Here is a 15,734-nt window from a genome sequence, read left to right as displayed (position 1 = left end):
CTGCCACAGATTGCCGTCGGGCTCAGCCTGGTTTGCTGTGCCCCTCTGCGGCTCCTTGCCTTCGCCCGACCCCCTGAATCCCCCTGCGGGGGGCTTCCTTCGCATCCAACCATGCCCATCTCGAAGGGCGCTCATTACCCATGGGTTCCCTCCCGCCGGGCGCCGACGACGGCTCAACCACGGGGTTTCGGGGCGTTAGGGGGGGTTCCCGGAGCATGCCGGACCCCCCGGCCCGTGAGGGAGCCGCTCGCGACCCTTCCCGGGTCATTTCCGACCTTACCGGCGGATAGCCATCCGTGAAGGGGTTCCGCAGGATGGATCGGGCGGGCAGGCCCGTGACCCGCGCGCCCCACAAGGTCACTCATGTCACACCGGTCGGCCGCCGCGCCCCAGGACCCGGGCCAGCGCCTCGACGACCAGGGGTTCATGCTCCCGCGCGGTGGCCAGCCGCAGCCGCTCCAGGGCGCGCAGCGCGCCGCCGGTCCCCGCGGCCCCGCCCGACAGGTCGTCGTAGGCGTTGACGGTGCGCACGATACGGGCCGTGACCGGCTGGTCCCGGTACGGATCGGCCTGTCGCTCGACGATCACCGCCACCTCCGCGGGGACGCCGGTCTGCCGGACAACGGCGCCGCCCAGCAGGGCGATCCGGCGCTGCTCGGCGGGCGGCAGCGGCGCGGTCGCCCCGTCCGGTACCGGGTCCAGCAGCGAGAGCTGGCCGATGTCGTGCATCAGAGCGGCGTGTTCCAGTACGTCCAAGTCCGGTTCGCTCAGCCCCAGTTCGCGCCCCACCGCGCGGCTGAGCGCGGCCACCCGGCGGGCGTGGCCGTGCGGGGTGTAGCCGGCGATCTCGGTGGACCGGGCCAGCGAGGCGATGGTCTGGCGGTAGGTGGCGCGGACGGCCGCGAACCGGCGCAGGGCGAACTGGGTCAGCAGCAGCGGCAGGCAGAACACCGGCAGCGCCCACAGTCCGGCGACCGCCGTGGCCAGCGAGATCACCACCCCGGTGGCGCAGATCGCGGTGCCGGTGCCGAGCAGCGCCCGCAACTCGTCGCGCAGCAGCGGCCCGTACGGCCAGCCCGTACGGGCCCGGGCGAGCGCCGCCGCCAGCACCGCGTCGCACAGCGCGGTCAGCGCCAGCAGCCCGATCAGCAGGAGCGGGCGGAGGGGCCCGGCGGCCGCCCAGCCGCCCAACGCCCCGATGGTGTGCAGGGGGTGGAAGCAGGTGGCGGCGAAGCCGACGGTCAGCACCCGGCGCGCGAGCGGGTCGAGCGCCGGCCGCCGGCCGTGCGCGAGCCGCGGGACGAGTCCCACCAGGCCGGCCGCCAGGACGACGGCCACGGTCTGCGAGACGCCGTGGGCGGTGGGCGCTCCGCCGGCCTCGCCGAGCAGCGCATACGCGAGCGCACCGGCCGCACCGAGCGGTGCGGCCTCCCGCTCCCCCGGCTCCGGCCGGTCCCCGCTCGCCGGCGCCGGGCCCCACCCGACCAGCTCGCCGACCGCGATCAGCACCCCGAAGGCCAGTGCGACCCCCGGCCGGTCCAGCCCGTCCCACAGCGTCCGGCCGAGCGACCAGCAGGCCAGGGCCGCGGCCGGGGCGTAGACGGCGGCGACGACGGCGCTGCCGGGGGCGGCCGGCCGACGGAGGCGCGGGGGCCGGGCGGCGCGGTCGCGGCGGCCGTGGCGGTCGCGGCCGCCGGGGCGCCAGGTGCCCGGGGGCTCCTCGGGGGCAGTCATCGCACGCCGCCCTGCCGGGGCTCCGCGGCCCGTTCCGTCCGTGCGGGCCGTTCCGCCCCTCCGGACCGTCCCGGCACCGCGGCCGCGGGCACGGTGCGGCCGTCCGGCCCGCCCGCCCCCTCAGGCGTGACGTTTCCTCTACCGCCCCGCGCAGAAGGCGGCTCCGCGTCCGCCGCCGTCACCAGGTCCGGGTGCCAGCCGTACCGGTCGAGCGACGCGGCCAGCGCCCGGACCATCCGCGGGTCGAACTGCGTGCCGGCGCACTTGCGCAGCTCCGCGACCGCCACCGGCACCGGGCGGGCCCGGCTGTAGGAGCGGGTCGAGGTCATCGCGTCGAAGGCGTCGGCGACCGCCACCACCCGGGCGAACTCCGGGATGTGGCGCCCTTTCAGGCCGTAGGGGTAGCCCCGGCCGTCCAGCCGCTCGTGGTGGTGCAGGATGGCCGACCGCGCCTCCCCCAGGAAGCCGATGCCGCGCACGATCTCGTGCCCGTACTCCGGATGCAGCTCGATGACCCGGCGTTCCTCCGGGGTCAGCGGCCCGTCCTTGCGCAACAGCCGGGTGGGGACGCCGAGTTTGCCGACGTCGTGCAGGATGCCGGCGAACCGGAGCACCTCCACCCGGTCCTCCGCCATGCCCAGTTCCCGGGCGATCATCACCGAGGCGCGGCCGACCCGCTCACTGTGCCCGCGGGTGTAGCGGTCCTTGATGTCCACGGCCTGGACCAGGGCGCGGAGGGTGGCCTGATGGGCGGCGCGTTCGCGGTGGTAGCGGTCGAAGACCCAGTAGGACAGATGCATCGGCAGCAGCACCAGCAGCGCCGCCGGCGGCCCGTAGGCGCTGCGCCACAGCACGGCCATCATCAGCCCGGCCAGGCCGTGCACCAGGTGCGGGCCCAGCGAGCGGGTCAGCAGCCCGCGCCAGGCGGTGCGTACGGGGTGGCGTTCGGCGGTGACCAGCACCCCGCCCTCCAGCGCGGCCGGCACCGCGCAGAAGGCCACCGCGGCGGCCGCGGCGGGCAGCAGCAGGGCGGGGAACCGCGGTGCGGACAGCGAGTGGTGGCCGAACGCCCGGAAGACCTCGGCGGCCGCACAGCAGGCCAGGGCCGGCACGGCGGCGCGCCAGAGCCGGCGGGCGGCGGCCGAACGGGCGGCGGCCGGTGCGAGCAGCGCTCCGGGGACGGCGGTCAGCGCGGCCAGTGGGGGCGGCAGCAGGAAGGCCCCGGCGAGCAGGACGGGGGCGGCCCAGCCGGGACCGGCGTACGACGGCGTCCCGTACGGCGCCCGGCCGCCGGGCGGCGGTCCGCGGCGGACCTGTTCGCACAGTGCGTGGAGAGTGGCCAGGGCCAGGGCACCGGCCCAGGGGGCGGCGGCGCCGAGCCGTATCGCGGGGGCGGTGCACAGTGCCGCGGCCAGCGCGACGCATCCGATGTATCCCCGCGCGGCCGCCGGCAGTCCCCGCATCGCGCCCTCCTCAGCATGCCCACCGCTCGCCCCCGGCTCTTGTGGAGCGGGGGAACCCGCGCGGCCACGGTGCGCTCGCGTCGCCTCCGCGGTGCGCCGGGGTTCGGTGAGAATAGAAGGGGCCGGGGCGCCGGGGAGGGCGCATCGGCGGATCGGGCGGCTCTGACGGCCTGCCCTCACCCCTTCGGGTGATGTGCCGCCTTATTCGGCGCGCGTGGCCTTCGTCCGTGCATCGGCGGAGCCGGCCGCCTCGGACGGGCCGGCGGCCTCGCCCGCACCGGCCGCCGCGTCCGCCTGCTCCCGCTGCGCCTGCTCGTGCTTGGCCTGTTCGAGCACGCTCACCTCGGGCACGGCCTCGCCGGCCCGGATCAGATCGATCCGCCCCATGACCTTGGAGCGCAGATCGCTGGGGACGTCGTCATGGCCGCAGCAGCGCTTGACGAGCTTCTTGACGGCCTGCTCCAGGCCGTACTTCTCCAGGCACGGCGAGCATTCGTCGAGATGCACCTGGAACTCCGCGCACTCCCCGGCGGGCATCTCTCGGTCGAGATACTCGTAGAGGTGGTCAAGGACCTCTGAGCAGTCCTTCTCGTGCGGCTCTCCGCAGCTCATGATCCCGAGCCTTTCCGGTCGTGCGACTCCGACGTGCGCGCGGCCTGCGGGTCCGCGGCCGCCGCCCCCGCCGGAACCAGCCCGCGCTCACGGGCGTAATCCTCCAGCATGCCGCGCAGCTGGCGCCGACCGCGGTGCAGTCGGGACATCACCGTGCCGATGGGTGTCCCCATGATGTCCGCGATCTCCTTGTACGCAAACCCCTCGACGTCCGCGAGGTATACCGCGATGCGGAACTCCTCGGGGATCGCCTGGAGCGCGGCCTTCACGTCCGAGTCCGGCAGGTGGTCGAGCGCCTGGGACTCGGCGGAGCGCAGGCCCGTCGACATATGCGACTCGGCGCGCGCCAGCTGCCAGTCCTCGATCTCGTCGGCGGCGCTGCGCTGGGGCTCGCGCTGCTTCTTGCGGTAGGAGTTGATGAAGGTGTTCGTGAGGATGCGGTACAGCCAGGCCTTGAGGTTGGTGCCCTCCCGGAACTGGTGGAAGGACGCGTACGCCTTGGCGTAGGTCTCCTGCACCAGGTCCTCCGCATCGGCCGGATTGCGCGTCATGCGCAGCGCGGCGGAGTACATCTGGTCCAGGAAGGTGAGCGCGTCCCGCTCGAAGCGCGCATTGCGCTCGGCCGCGCTCTCCTGCCGGCGCGCGGACGGCTCCTCGGCCGTGCCGTCGGTCCCTGCGTCGGTACCGGTGACCGGACCCACCTCCTCCAACACCGTCACGGATCCGGAAGCGGACCCACTCGAATCGGAGAATAGACGACGATCAGGTGCCGCCGCCGCTCCAGCCAGGGCGGGCTGCGTCACCTGCATCTGCGACCACGGCAGGTCTGCGGCCGGGCGGGCCGGGCAAGCGATTCCCATGCGGCGGACTCCCATTCCTCATGCTTCGCCGGACGTACTCGACTACCTACGACAGCCACAACAGCCGCATACGCCGGCTCATTCCCGCTCCGCGCACCGATCTTCGCCACGAGTTGACAAACCGCGTTGCCCCTTCGGCAATAGAGGGGTGGACGATACAGCGCGGGACGACACGAACGGCACGGGCGGCAGCGCCTACGAGCGGGTGCTCAGCGAGGTGGGCCCGCGGCTGCGGCGGCTGCGCCAGGAGCGCGGGGTGACGCTCGCCGCGCTGTCCGAGGTGACCGGTATCTCGGTGAGCACCCTCTCGCGCCTGGAGTCCGGCGGCCGCCGGGCCACCCTCGAACTGCTCCTGCCGCTGGCGCAGGCGCACCAGGTACCGCTGGACGAGCTGGTGGGTGCGCCGGAGGTGGGCGATCCGCGGGTGCGCGCGGTGCCGGTGCGGCGCGGGGACCGCACCGTGGTGCCGCTGACCCGCCAGCCGGGCGCCCTGCAGGCGTTCAAGCTGGTCATCGACCCCGGCGGCGAGCCACCCGAGCAGCGTACGCACGAGGGGTACGAGTGGTTCTACGTCCTGTCCGGGCGGCTGCGGCTGCTGCTCGCCGACCGCGACGTGGAGCTGCGGGCCGGCGAGGCCGCGGAGTTCGACACCCGGCTGCCGCACTGGTTCGGCCCCGCGGGCGACGAGCCGGTGGAGCTGCTGAGCCTCTTCGGCCGACAGGGCGAGCGGATGCACGTACGGGCCCGGCCGCGCGGGCAGGGGTGAGCGGCGGCCGGGCCGGCGGCGGGGTCAGCCGAACATCGTGTCGAGCCAGACCGCCACGGCCTCCGTGATCACCGCCATCGACTCCGCCTCGCCGACGCCCGCCTTCTTCGGCACCGCGAAGCCGTGGTCGCCGTGCGCGACCTCGGTGATCCGCGTCCCCGGCGGGAACTCCTCCGGCCGGCCGAACGGGTCGCGGCCGCCCTGGACGACCAGGGTCGGCACCCCGGCGCCGGTCAGCTCCTCCGCCCGGGACTTCTCCGGCCGCCCCGGAGGGTGCAGCGGGAAACTGAGCGCCAGTACCGCCTCGGCGCCCAGCTCGCGCGCCGTACGGCAGGCCACCCGGGCCCCCGCGCTCCGGCCGCCGGCGACCACCGGCAGGCCCGGCTTCTCCAACGCCGGCCACAGCGCGGTCCACCCGGTGTCCAGGGTCTTCGGCGCGGGCGCCACCTTCTTGCCGGCCACCCGCCACGGCTGCTCGACCAGCGCCACGGTGTAGCCGCGGGCCGGCAGCGCGGCCGCCAGGGCCCGCAGATCGCGCGCCTCGATGCCGCCGCCGGCGCCGTGGCCGAGGGCCACCACTGCCCGGGCCGGCGTCGCGTCGCGGTACCAGGTGATCCGGGCGTCGCCCGCCGGTGTCGCGACCGTCTCGGTCTCCTTCGCCCCTGTACTCATACGCCCCATCCTGCCCCGCCCCGGCGCGGGAAGGGGCACCGCGGCCCGCCGGTGCCCGCGCCGGGCCGCCGTCAGAACAGGGTGCCGACCTCCGGCCCGTCGAGCTCGGTGAGCAGCTCGGGACCGTTGTTGCGGACGTTGCTGACCTCGGTGGGGACGGGGTAGGCGCGCATCAGGCCGGGCGGCGGGGGCGAGAGCAGCCCGCGCAGCGCGTCGGGGTCCGTACGGGCCGGGTCGAGCCAGGCGTCCCAGCGGTCCGGGGTCAACGCCAGCGGCATCCTGGGGTGGATCTCGGCCAGCGACTGCGGTCCCTCGCCGCCGTCCGCCCCGGCAAGCGGGGTGGTCTCGGCCTCGGTGGTGACGACCGTGCAGGTCACCCACCAGGCCAGCGGGTGGTCGCCGGGCAGCGTCCGGTCCCGCCAGAACTCGTAGAGCCCGGCCATGGCCATCACCGAGCCGTCCGCGGGCGTGACGAAGTACGGCTGCTTGCGGGACCGCTTCTTGCGGCCCTGCTCCTCCAGCTGCCGCTCGGCGGCGTCGGTGACCCACTCGAAGTAGCCGTCCCCGGGGAGCAGGCAGCGGCGGGTGGCGAACGCCTGCCGGAAGGACGGCTTCTCGTGCACCGTCTCGGACCGCGCGTTGATCATCCGCGCGGCGCCCTCGGGTGATTTCGACCACGACGGGACCAGGCCCCACTTCAGCGTCCGCAGCTGGCGCACCGGGCCCGGCGGGAACGCGGCGGCCGCCTCGCCCTTGAGGGGGCGCTCCAGCACCACGTGCACCGGGTCCGTCGGCGCCACGTTCCAACTGGGCGCCAGGGTCTCCTTCGGCTCCCACTGCCGCACGCCGAAGAGCCCCGCCACGTCCTCGGCCCGTCGACTCGCCGCATACCTACCGCACATGCATGCCACACTGCCATGCCACACGAAGGGGAGACATGGACACCGACCACCTCACCGACATATGGAGCCGCGTCTTCGGGACCCAGCCCGCTCCTTCGCTCTGGCTGGTGATCGTCACCGCGGTGCTCGCGCTGGGCGCCGTCGTCCCGAGGACCGCCTGGCGGCTGTCGCGCAACGCCGTCACCATCGCCCACGAGGGCGGGCACGGGCTGATCGCGCTGGTCACCGGCCGCCGCCTGGACGGCATCCGGCTGCACTCGGACACCTCGGGTCTGACCGTTTCGCGTGGCAAGCCGACCGGTCTCGGCATGGTGCTGACCGCGGCGGCCGGATACATCGCGCCGTCCCTGCTGGGCCTGGCCGGCGCCGCGCTGCTCGCCGCGGGGCACATCACGGCACTGCTGTGGGGCGCGACCGCCCTGCTGCTGGCGATGCTGGTCATGATCCGCAATGCCTACGGCGTGCTCACGGTCGTACTGGCCGGCGCCGCGTTCGTGCTGGTGTCCTGGCTGACCACGGCCGAGGTGCAGGCGGCGTTCGCTTACGCGGCGGTGTGGTTCCTGCTGCTGGGCGGGGTGCGGCCGCCCTTCGAACTGCAGGGAAAGCGGCGCCGGGGCGGGGCCGAGGACTCCGATCCGGACCAGCTGGCGCGGCTGACCAACGTCCCGGCGGCCCTCTGGCTCGGCCTGTTCCACGTGGTGACGCTGTGCTCCCTGATCGGCGGCGGACGCTGGCTGCTCGGCCTCTGAGGCCGCCGGCGGCCGCCCTCCCGTACCACCGCGCCCCCGGTTGCGCGCGTCTGTAACGCGAGCTCACTACCAGTGCCGTGTTTCGGTGAGGTTGCGCCACTTTTGATCAAGATCGGCACCCTTGCCCAGCCATTAAAGTAAGGGCATGACCGAGAGTCCCGCACACCCCGCCCTGTGGCCCGCCCCCCTCGCCTCCGGGGCCGTCGATGCAACCGTCACCGTGCCCGGCTCCAAATCGGTCACCAACCGCGGCCTGGTGCTGGCCGCCCTCTCCTCCGAGCCCGGCTGGCTGCGCCGCCCGCTGCGCTCCCGCGACACGCTGCTGATGGCCGAGGCGCTGCGCACGATGGGCGTCGGCATCGAGGAGACCGCCTCCTCCAGCTCCGCCGGCGCGGCGGGGCAGCCCGGCGGCGGTGAGGCCTGGCGGATCATCCCGGCGGGGCTGCACGGCCCGGCCACCATCGACGTCGGCAACGCCGGAACGGTCATGCGCTTCCTGCCGCCGGTCGCCGCCCTCGCCGACGGCCCGATCCGCTTCGACGGCGACCCGCGCTCCTACGAGCGCCCGCTCGGCGGCGTCATCGACGCGCTGCGCGCCCTGGGCGCCCGGATCGACGACGACCACCGCGGCGCGCTCCCGATGACCGTCTTCGGCGGCGGCGCCCTGGACGGCGGCCCGGTCGAGATCGACGCCTCCTCCTCCTCCCAGTTCGTCAGCGCCCTGCTGCTGTCCGCGCCGCGCTTCAACCAGGGCGTCGAGGTCCGGCACGTGGGCGCGGCGCTGCCGTCGATGCCGCACATCCGGATGACCGTCGACATGCTGCGCAGCGTCGGCGCGCAGGTGGACACCCCCGAGGCGGGCGGTGAGCCGAACGTCTGGCGGGTCACGCCGGGCGCGCTGCTCGGCCGCGACCTGGTCGTCGAGCCGGACCTGTCCAACGCCCAGCCGTTCCTGGCCGCGGCGCTGGTCACCGGCGGCCGGGTCACCATTCCGGACTGGCCCGAGCACACCACCCAACCCGGTGACGCGCTGCGCGAGATCTTCACCACCATGGGCGGCTCCTGCGAGCTGACCGAACACGGCCTGACCTTCACCGGCAGCGGCCGGATCCACGGCATCGACGTCGACCTGAGCGAGGTCGGCGAGCTGACCCCCGGCATCGCCGCGGTCGCCGCGCTGGCCGACTCCCCGTCCACGCTGCGCGGCGTGGCGCACCTCCGGCTGCACGAGACCGACCGGCTGGCCGCGCTCACCAAGGAGCTCAACGAACTCGGCGGCGATGTCACCGAGACCGCGGACGGGCTGCACATCCGGCCGCGCCCGCTGCACGGCGGGATCTTCCACACCTACGAGGACCACCGCCTGGCGACCGCCGCCGCGGTGATCGGACTCGCGGTCGAGGGCGTAGAGGTGGAGAACGTCGCCACCACCGCCAAGACCCTGCCGGACTTCCCCGCGCTGTGGCGGGACATGCTCGACCCGGCGGCCGCCCCCGCCCGGAGAGCCTGAGGGGTACCGCCGCCATGCGCCGCTACGGCAAGAACCCCGACGAGGACGACATCCGCGTCCGCCCCAACCCCAAGGGCAACCGCCCCCGCACCAACATCCGCCCCAAGCACGAGGACGCCGGCGCGGGCCTGGTCCTGACCGTCGACCGCGGCCGGCTGACCTGCCTCATCGAGGGCCGTACGGTCACCGCGATGAAGGCCCGCGAACTGGGTCGCAAGAGCGCGGTGGTCGGTGACCAGGTCGCCGTCGTCGGCGATCTGAGCGGCGCCAAGGACACCCTCGCCCGGATCGTCCGGGTCGAGCCGCGCACCTCGACGCTGCGCCGTACGGCCGATGACGACGACCCCTTCGAGCGGGTCGTCGTCGCCAACGCCGACCAGCTCGCGATCGTCACCGCGCTCGCCGACCCCGAGCCGCGCCCCCGGCTCATCGACCGCTGCCTGGTCGCCGCCTACGACGCGGGCCTGGACCCGCTGCTGGTGCTGACCAAGTCCGATCTGGCGTCCGCGGACGACCTGTTGGAGTCCTACGGCGCGCTCGGTGTCCCGTATGTCGTCACCAACCGCGACGAACTCACCGACGGCAGCGCCGCCGAGCGGGTGCGGGAACAGCTGACGGGCCGTATGACGGCGTTCGTCGGGCACTCCGGTGTCGGCAAGACGACCCTGGTCAACGCCCTGGTCCCGGAGCGCCGTCGGGCCACCGGACATGTCAACGCGGTCACCGGCCGCGGCCGGCACACCACCACCTCCGCGCTGGCGCTGCCGCTGCCCGGTGGCTCGGGCTGGGTCATCGACACCCCGGGCGTACGGTCCTTCGGACTGCACCACGTCGACCCGTCCCGGGTGATCCATGCCTTCCCCGACCTGGAGCCGGGCACCGCCGGCTGCCCGCGCGCCTGCAGCCACGACGAGCAGGACTGCGCACTGGACGAGTGGGTCAGCGACGGTCACGCCGAACCGGCCCGCCTCTATTCGCTGCGCCGCCTGCTGGCCACCCGCGAGCGACGCGAGGGCGACTGACCGCCGGCGTTCCCCTGCCGCCCGCCCTGAGTGAAGGCATAATCACACAAGGCCGGCGAACGGGTAACGGGGCCCCGGCCGCCCGATCGGGGCTCCAGATGGGTGCGGGTGAAGTCCTGCCGCCGCTCATCCAGCTGACGGAGGCAATGGGTCATGGCGTGGCTGCTGGTGGTGGTGGCGGGGCTGCTGGAGACCGGCTTCGCGGTCTGTCTGAAGCTCTCGCACGGCTTCACCCGTCTGTACCCGACCATCGCCTTCGCCATCTTCGCCCTGGGCAGCTTCGGCCTGCTGACGCTGGCGCTGCGCAAGCTGGACGTCGGCCCGGCGTACGCGGTGTGGACCGGCATCGGCGCGGCGGGCACCGCGATCTACGGCATGGCCTTCCTCGGCGATCTGGTCTCCACGCTGAAGATCGTCTCCATCTCGATGGTCATCGCGGGCGTGATCGGGCTGCAGTTGTCGGGCTCCGCGCACTGAGGTCCGGGCCGGCGCCACCGGCGCACCGGGCGTCGCCCGCCGGCCGCCGTACGCCCGCCACCACGGTGACGCTCCGTCAGTGCCGGGCGCCCGACTCCACGCCGTCCGGTAGCCGCGCGAAGGCCCCCCGTACGAGCCGCGACACCGCCTCCGTCTCCGCCTCCCGCCGCGTCCGCCGCGCCGGCAGGCGTCCCGGCGCCGGCCCCGCGCCCGCCGCCGGGGCGACCACACAGGACAGCGTCAGCCGCGCCGCGGTCTCGCAGGCGGCGCCCAGGGCGGCCCGCTCCTCCTCGGGCCAGCCCGGCTCCAGCACGGCGACGGCCTGATCGCGGAGCCGGCCGACGAGCTCGGCGGGCTCGGGCGGCGGCCCCTCGGCGGCCGGCGCCCTGCGCTGCGCGGGGACGCCCGACCGTGCCGTTCCGGCCGGCACCGGGTCCGCCGCCGGGGCCGGCAGCCGGTCTCCCCAGCAGCCGGTCAGCGCGGCCCTGACCAGGGGGTTGACGCGCGCGGTCCGCAGCGTCCAGGTGGCCGCGGCCGCCATCCGGGCCGCCGCGTCGGCCCGCGTCCCGGCGTCCGGGGGGCCGCCGCGGGCCAGCACCCGGGCGACCCCGGCGAGATAGCCGTCGGTCTCCCGGCGCACCAGGGCCCGGGCGAGGCCCTCCTTGCTGCCGAACTCGTTGTAGAGCGTCTGCCGGGAGACGCCGGCGGCGGCCGCGACATCGACCATCCGTACCGCCGTCCAGGCTCGGGCCAGCAATGCCGTATAGGCGGCATCCAGCAGGGATTCACGCGCTGCGGACATCCATCGCCTCCCTGGACGCCGGCCCAGGTGGCCGGTTTTCGCACAGAATTGACGTGGCATCAGGGGCTGTCAAGGGGCGTGACGGCCCGATCGCCGCGCGCCGCCCGCGCACACCGCGCTCCGGCGCCGCCCCCCGGCCGGAGCACGCCACACGCCGTGCGGACCGCGGCCGTGTGGCTCCGGCGTATACCAATGGATACTGTTCGCACATGCCCGACTATCACGATGATCTTCGCCTCGGCCATGTCCTCGCCGACGCCGCGGACGCCGCCACCATGGAGCGCTTCAAGGCGCTCGACCTCAAGGTCGAGACCAAACCGGACATGACGCCGGTGAGTGAGGCGGACAAGAGCGCCGAGGAGCTGATCCGCGGCCAGCTCCAGCGGGCCCGGCCGCGGGACGCGGTGCTGGGCGAGGAGTTCGGCAGCGAGGGCGCGGGGCCGCGCCGCTGGATCATCGACCCGATCGACGGCACGAAGAACTACGTTCGCGGCGTGCCGGTCTGGGCGACGCTGATCGCGCTGATGGAGCGCGGCGAGGGCGGCGACCGCCCGGTGGTCGGCATCGTCTCCGCGCCGGCGCTCAACCGCCGCTGGTGGGCCGCGGAGGGCCTGGGAGCCTTCACCGGCCGCAGCCTGACCTCCGCGACCCGGCTACAGGTGTCCAAGGTCGGCCGCATCCAGGACGCGTCGTTCGCGTACTCCTCACTGACCGGCTGGGAGGAGCGCGGCAATCTGGCGGGCTTCCTCGACCTGAGCCGGGATTGCTGGCGCACCCGGGCCTACGGCGACTTCTGGCCGTACATGATGGTCGCCGAGGGCTCGGTGGACATCTGCGCGGAGCCGGAGCTCTCGCTGTGGGACATGGCGGCCTGCGCGGTGGTGGTGAAGGAAGCGGGGGGTCAGTTCTCCGGCCTGGACGGCAAGCCCGGCCCGCACAGCGGCAACGCGGCGGCCTCCAACGGCCTGCTGCACGAGGATCTGCTGAGCTACCTCGGCGACGACAAGCGCTGACCTGCGCCAACGCGGTTGAGGGGGCGGGTAATCGGACTGACGTCCCACACTCGCCCCTTGTTGCATCGACGACGGCATGTGAACATGAGAATCCCCCACTTTGTGAACTTGTGAATTCCTTCGCAAGCACATTCACCAAGGAGGTGGCTCCGCTCCATGCCCATGTACGTCAAAGACGCCATGAGCACGGTGGTCCTCACCATCGGGCCCGCTCACACCCTCCGCCAGGCGGCGCAGCTGATGGCGGCTCGCCGCATCGGCTCGGCCGTGGTCCTCGACAACGACAACAGCGGCATCGGCATCCTCACCGAGCGCGACATCCTCAACTCGCTGGGCGCGGGCGAGAACCCCGACCGGGAGACCGCCCAGACCCACACCACCCCCGACGTGGTCTTCGCCGCCCCGGACTGGACCCTGGACGACGCCGCGGACGCCATGGTGCGCGGCGGCTTCCGCCATCTGATCGTGCTGGACGGGCATGAGCCGGTCGGCGTCGTGTCCGTGCGCGACATCATCCGCTGCTGGTCACCCGCCGCCGCACGAGCGGGTGCCGTACCGGCCTGACACCGGGCCGGATACGCGAAGAGGCCGGAGCCCATCGGCATCCGGCCTCTTCGGTTGTTACGGCAAGCGGCAGTCGGGCAACCCCCACGGCGAGCCACCGCATCCGCGAGAGCGGTGGCAGCCCGGCCGCACAGGGCCCTTGTCAGCCGCGCAGGGCCTGGACCGCGGCTTCCAGCCGCTTGCCGTAGTCCGCGTCCGCCTTGCGGAAGTTCTCGATCGCCCGCTGGGCGATGTCGTCGCGGGAGACCTGGGCGATGAAGCCCGCCAGGTTGTCGATCAGGCGCTCCCTCTCGTCCTCCGACATCAGGCGGTAGAGGTTGCCGGCCTGGACGAAGTCGGTGTCCTCGGCGTGCGAGGGCGCGGCCTGCTCGCCCGTGGCGCCGGTGACGGGGGCCGACTGCCACAGCGGCCGGTCGGTCTGGACGGGGCCGCCGAAGCTGTTGGGCTCGTAGTTCTTCTGGCCCGCGTGACGGCCGTCGTAGAGCACGCCGTCCCGGCCGTGGGTGCGCGCCTCGGTGGCGTGCGGGCGGTTGACCGGCAGGTGGTCGGCGTTGATGCCGACGCGGTAGCGGTGCGCGTCGCCGTACGCGAAGAGACGGCCCTGCAGCATCTTGTCGGGGGACGGGCCGATACCCGGCACGAAGTGGTGCGGGGAGAAGATCGACTGCTCGACCTCGGCGAAGATGTTCTGCGGGTTGCGGTTGAGCTCCAGCTTGCCGATCTCGATCGGCGGGTAGTCCTCGTGCGGCCAGACCTTGGTCAGGTCGAACGGGTTGAAGCGGTAGTTCGCCGCCTCGGCCGCGGGCATGATCTGCACCTGCACGGTCCAGGTCGGGAAGTCGCCCCGCTCGATGGCCGTGCGCAGGTCGCGCTGGTGGCTGTCCGGGTCCTCACCGGCGAGCTTGTTGGCCTCGTCCTGGGTGAGGCTCTCGATGCCCTGGTCGGTCTTGAAGTGGTACTTGACCCAGAAGACCTCGCCCGCCTCGTTGTTCCACTGGAAGGTGTGCGAGCCGTAGCCGTTCATGTGGCGGTACGAAGCCGGGATGCCGCGGTCACCGAACAGCCAGGTCACCTGGTGGGTGGACTCGGGCGACAGACCCCAGAAGTCCCAGACGTTGTCGGCCTCCTGCGAGCCGGTGTACGGATCGCGCTTCTGGGTGTGGATGAAGTCCGGGAACTTGATGGCGTCCTTGATGAAGAACACCGGGGTGTTGTTGCCGACGAGGTCGTAATTGCCCTCCTCGGTGTAGAACTTCAGCGCGAAGCCGCGCGGGTCGCGCACCGCGTCGGCGGCACCGAGGTTGCCCGCGACCGTGGAGAAGCGCAGGAAGGTCTCGGTCTGCTTGCCGACCTCGGAGAGGAACTTGGCGCGGGTGTACTTGGTCACGTCCGCGGTCACGGTGAACGTGCCGTACGCACCGGCGCCGCGGGCGTGCACGATGCGCTCCGGGATGCGCTCGCGGTTGAAGTGCGCCAGCTTCTCGATCAGGAGCTGGTCCTGGATGAGGCCGGGTCCGCCGATGCCGGCCGTCTCGCTGTTCTGGTTGTCCGCGACCGGAGCCCCGGTCTCCGTGGTCAGCGGTCCGGTGCTGCTCTCTACCGACACGTGCGCCTCCTGAAGTCTTCTACACCTGCCCTTGGCTTGCGCCGAACCCGATCCTACATTGGACAATGTCTAAGTCAAGAAGGACCCGAAAGCCGTACACAATCCGGTGATGGACCGGCCACTGCTACCCTGGCTCTATCTGACTGATAGGTGATTGGCATGAGTGACCTGCTGGAACGGCTCCGAGGACGCGGCTGGCGGCTGACCGCGCAGCGACGCGTCGTCGCCGAGGTCCTCGACGGGGACCACGTCCACTACACCGCCGACGAGGTGCACGCGCTGGCATCCGACCGACTCCCGGAGATCTCCCGCGCCACCGTCTACAACACCCTGGGCGAGCTGGTCTCGCTCGGCGAGGTGATCGAGGTGAGCACGGACGGCCGCGCCAAGCGCTACGACCCCAACGCCCATCACGACCACCAGCACCTCATCTGCTCACAGTGCGGCACGATCCGCGATGTGCACGTCCAGGGCGACCCGCTGTCCGCCCTCCCCGAGCCGGAGCGCTACGGCTTCCAGGTCTCCGAGGTCACCGTGACCTACCGGGGCATCTGCCCCCACTGCAGCAGCACGTCCTGACGCAGGGCCGCGCCTGCCCCGTTCCGGCAGGCCGCGCCGCACTCCGCCCGAGAGCCCGCGCCCATCCGGCCGCGGGCTCCTTCGCGCGCCCCGGGCCCTTCACCCGCCGGCGGGCCCGTCGACCGTAACGACCCGCCGCAGACACGACGAAGGCCCGGATCCCATGGAATCCGGGCCTTGGCCTGTGAGTAGCGGGGACAGGATTTGAACCTGCGACCTCTGGGTTATGAGCCCAGCGAGCTACCGAGCTGCTCCACCCCGCGTCGTTGTGGGTTTACTCTAACCCCGGCCCGACGACCAGCGCAAATCCCTTTCCCGCCGCCCGGGGTCCGGCCCGCGGCCCCGGGGCTTGTGGGCCCACCCCGCCCCGCCTGCCGCGCGTACATGCCTTCCCGGACCGAGC

Annotated in this window: 16 protein-coding genes and 1 tRNA gene; 8 read left to right on the top strand and 9 right to left on the bottom strand. The window is 73.3% G+C overall.

Annotated features, from left to right (window positions below):
• Positions 1-366 precede the first annotated feature (366 nt).
• The 4 genes from WAB15_RS27315 to WAB15_RS27300 all read right to left on the bottom strand — a co-directional run bounded on the left by WAB15_RS27315 (position 367) and on the right by WAB15_RS27300 (position 4,510).
• On the bottom strand, positions 367-1,734 hold the full coding sequence (locus WAB15_RS27315; protein WP_407287861.1) for an HD-GYP domain-containing protein: 1,368 nt from the start codon (positions 1,732-1,734) through the stop codon (positions 367-369).
• Positions 1,731-3,197, bottom strand: coding sequence for an HD-GYP domain-containing protein (locus tag WAB15_RS27310; protein ID WP_407287860.1), 1,467 nt, complete (start codon positions 3,195-3,197; stop codon positions 1,731-1,733). The genes WAB15_RS27315 and WAB15_RS27310 overlap by 4 nt, the downstream gene beginning before the upstream one ends.
• A gap of 201 nt (positions 3,198-3,398) precedes the next feature.
• The gene (gene rsrA / locus WAB15_RS27305) at positions 3,399-3,809 is read right to left on the bottom strand and encodes a mycothiol system anti-sigma-R factor (RefSeq protein WP_399149629.1); all 411 of its coding nucleotides are present in this window, start codon (positions 3,807-3,809) and stop codon (positions 3,399-3,401) included.
• Positions 3,806-4,510, bottom strand: a complete 705-nt coding sequence (locus WAB15_RS27300; RefSeq protein WP_399149721.1) for a sigma-70 family RNA polymerase sigma factor — start codon at positions 4,508-4,510, stop codon at positions 3,806-3,808. The genes rsrA and WAB15_RS27300 overlap by 4 nt, the downstream gene beginning before the upstream one ends.
• A gap of 307 nt (positions 4,511-4,817) precedes the next feature.
• Between WAB15_RS27300 and WAB15_RS27295 the strand changes: the two genes are divergently transcribed.
• Entirely contained in the window at positions 4,818-5,435 is a 618-nt protein-coding gene (locus WAB15_RS27295; protein WP_399149630.1) for a helix-turn-helix domain-containing protein, read from the top strand.
• 24 nt (positions 5,436-5,459) lie between these two features.
• Here the strand turns inward: WAB15_RS27295 and WAB15_RS27290 are convergent, their stop codons facing one another.
• A complete protein-coding gene (locus WAB15_RS27290) occupies positions 5,460-6,107 on the bottom strand; it encodes an alpha/beta family hydrolase (RefSeq protein WP_407287859.1) in 648 nt (215 codons plus the stop codon).
• A 71-nt stretch (positions 6,108-6,178) separates the two neighbouring features.
• Positions 6,179-7,009, bottom strand: a complete 831-nt coding sequence (locus tag WAB15_RS27285) for an SOS response-associated peptidase (protein ID WP_407287858.1) — start codon at positions 7,007-7,009, stop codon at positions 6,179-6,181.
• 35 nt (positions 7,010-7,044) lie between these two features.
• On the opposite strand from WAB15_RS27285, the gene WAB15_RS27280 reads away from it, so the two are divergent.
• The 4 genes from WAB15_RS27280 (at position 7,045) to WAB15_RS27265 (ending at position 10,767) form a co-directional block, all read left to right on the top strand.
• Positions 7,045-7,758: a M50 family metallopeptidase gene (locus WAB15_RS27280; RefSeq protein ID WP_399149633.1), complete on the top strand. Its 714-nt coding sequence runs from the start codon at positions 7,045-7,047 to the stop codon at positions 7,756-7,758.
• A gap of 145 nt (positions 7,759-7,903) precedes the next feature.
• Positions 7,904-9,268 carry a 3-phosphoshikimate 1-carboxyvinyltransferase gene (aroA, locus tag WAB15_RS27275; RefSeq protein ID WP_393489015.1) on the top strand — a complete coding sequence of 455 codons (1,365 nt, stop codon included), beginning with the start codon at positions 7,904-7,906 and terminating at the stop codon, positions 9,266-9,268.
• 14 nt (positions 9,269-9,282) lie between these two features.
• Entirely contained in the window at positions 9,283-10,290 is a 1,008-nt protein-coding gene (rsgA, locus tag WAB15_RS27270) for a ribosome small subunit-dependent GTPase A (protein WP_407287857.1), read from the top strand.
• Between the two features lie 153 nt (positions 10,291-10,443).
• Positions 10,444-10,767: a DMT family transporter gene (locus tag WAB15_RS27265; protein ID WP_399149636.1), complete on the top strand. Its 324-nt coding sequence runs from the start codon at positions 10,444-10,446 to the stop codon at positions 10,765-10,767.
• A gap of 76 nt (positions 10,768-10,843) precedes the next feature.
• On the opposite strand, the gene WAB15_RS27260 is transcribed toward WAB15_RS27265, so the two are convergent.
• Positions 10,844-11,569, bottom strand: a complete 726-nt coding sequence (locus WAB15_RS27260) for a TetR/AcrR family transcriptional regulator (protein WP_407287856.1) — start codon at positions 11,567-11,569, stop codon at positions 10,844-10,846.
• A 209-nt stretch (positions 11,570-11,778) separates the two neighbouring features.
• Here WAB15_RS27260 and hisN point away from each other — a divergent pair, with 209 nt between their 5' ends.
• Both hisN and WAB15_RS27250 read left to right on the top strand, forming a co-directional pair.
• Positions 11,779-12,582 (top strand): histidinol-phosphatase, encoded by an 804-nt coding sequence (hisN, locus tag WAB15_RS27255; protein WP_399149638.1) that lies wholly within the window; start codon positions 11,779-11,781, stop codon positions 12,580-12,582.
• Positions 12,583-12,744: 162 nt separating this feature from the next.
• On the top strand, positions 12,745-13,146 hold the full coding sequence (locus tag WAB15_RS27250; RefSeq protein WP_384442932.1) for a cyclic nucleotide-binding/CBS domain-containing protein: 402 nt from the start codon (positions 12,745-12,747) through the stop codon (positions 13,144-13,146).
• A 142-nt stretch (positions 13,147-13,288) separates the two neighbouring features.
• On the opposite strand, the gene WAB15_RS27245 is transcribed toward WAB15_RS27250, so the two are convergent.
• Entirely contained in the window at positions 13,289-14,752 is a 1,464-nt protein-coding gene (locus WAB15_RS27245; protein ID WP_399149639.1) for a catalase, read from the bottom strand.
• 159 nt (positions 14,753-14,911) lie between these two features.
• Between WAB15_RS27245 and WAB15_RS27240 the strand changes: the two genes are divergently transcribed.
• Positions 14,912-15,331 (top strand): Fur family transcriptional regulator, encoded by a 420-nt coding sequence (locus WAB15_RS27240; RefSeq protein WP_399149640.1) that lies wholly within the window; start codon positions 14,912-14,914, stop codon positions 15,329-15,331.
• A 189-nt stretch (positions 15,332-15,520) separates the two neighbouring features.
• On the opposite strand, the gene WAB15_RS27235 is transcribed toward WAB15_RS27240, so the two are convergent.
• Positions 15,521-15,594: transfer RNA gene (locus tag WAB15_RS27235), tRNA-Met, on the bottom strand.
• Positions 15,595-15,734 lie beyond the last annotated feature (140 nt).

Source organism: Streptomyces sirii, from assembly GCF_045690365.1.
GTDB lineage: Bacteria > Actinomycetota > Actinomycetes > Streptomycetales > Streptomycetaceae > Streptomyces > Streptomyces sirii.
Note: the sequence above shows the minus strand (reverse complement) of the source record. Positions and strands in the feature narration are given on the sequence as shown.

What these genes read in the sequence shown, in the direction of transcription:
- WAB15_RS27260 (WP_407287856.1), bottom strand. Translation starts at nt 11,569, where the DNA reads ATGTCCGCAGCGCGTGAATCCCTGCTGGATGCCGCCTATACGGCATTG.
- rsgA (WP_407287857.1), top strand. Translation starts at nt 9,283, where the DNA reads ATGCGCCGCTACGGCAAGAACCCCGACGAGGACGACATCCGCGTCCGC.
- WAB15_RS27280 (WP_399149633.1), top strand. Translation starts at nt 7,045, where the DNA reads ATGGACACCGACCACCTCACCGACATATGGAGCCGCGTCTTCGGGACC.
- WAB15_RS27265 (WP_399149636.1), top strand. Translation starts at nt 10,444, where the DNA reads ATGGCGTGGCTGCTGGTGGTGGTGGCGGGGCTGCTGGAGACCGGCTTC.
- rsrA (WP_399149629.1), bottom strand. Translation starts at nt 3,809, where the DNA reads ATGAGCTGCGGAGAGCCGCACGAGAAGGACTGCTCAGAGGTCCTTGAC.
- WAB15_RS27250 (WP_384442932.1), top strand. Translation starts at nt 12,745, where the DNA reads ATGTACGTCAAAGACGCCATGAGCACGGTGGTCCTCACCATCGGGCCC.
- WAB15_RS27240 (WP_399149640.1), top strand. Translation starts at nt 14,912, where the DNA reads ATGAGTGACCTGCTGGAACGGCTCCGAGGACGCGGCTGGCGGCTGACC.
- WAB15_RS27285 (WP_407287858.1), bottom strand. Translation starts at nt 7,009, where the DNA reads ATGTGCGGTAGGTATGCGGCGAGTCGACGGGCCGAGGACGTGGCGGGG.
- WAB15_RS27315 (WP_407287861.1), bottom strand. Translation starts at nt 1,734, where the DNA reads ATGACTGCCCCCGAGGAGCCCCCGGGCACCTGGCGCCCCGGCGGCCGC.
- hisN (WP_399149638.1), top strand. Translation starts at nt 11,779, where the DNA reads ATGCCCGACTATCACGATGATCTTCGCCTCGGCCATGTCCTCGCCGAC.
- aroA (WP_393489015.1), top strand. Translation starts at nt 7,904, where the DNA reads ATGACCGAGAGTCCCGCACACCCCGCCCTGTGGCCCGCCCCCCTCGCC.
- WAB15_RS27310 (WP_407287860.1), bottom strand. Translation starts at nt 3,197, where the DNA reads ATGCGGGGACTGCCGGCGGCCGCGCGGGGATACATCGGATGCGTCGCG.
- WAB15_RS27290 (WP_407287859.1), bottom strand. Translation starts at nt 6,107, where the DNA reads ATGAGTACAGGGGCGAAGGAGACCGAGACGGTCGCGACACCGGCGGGC.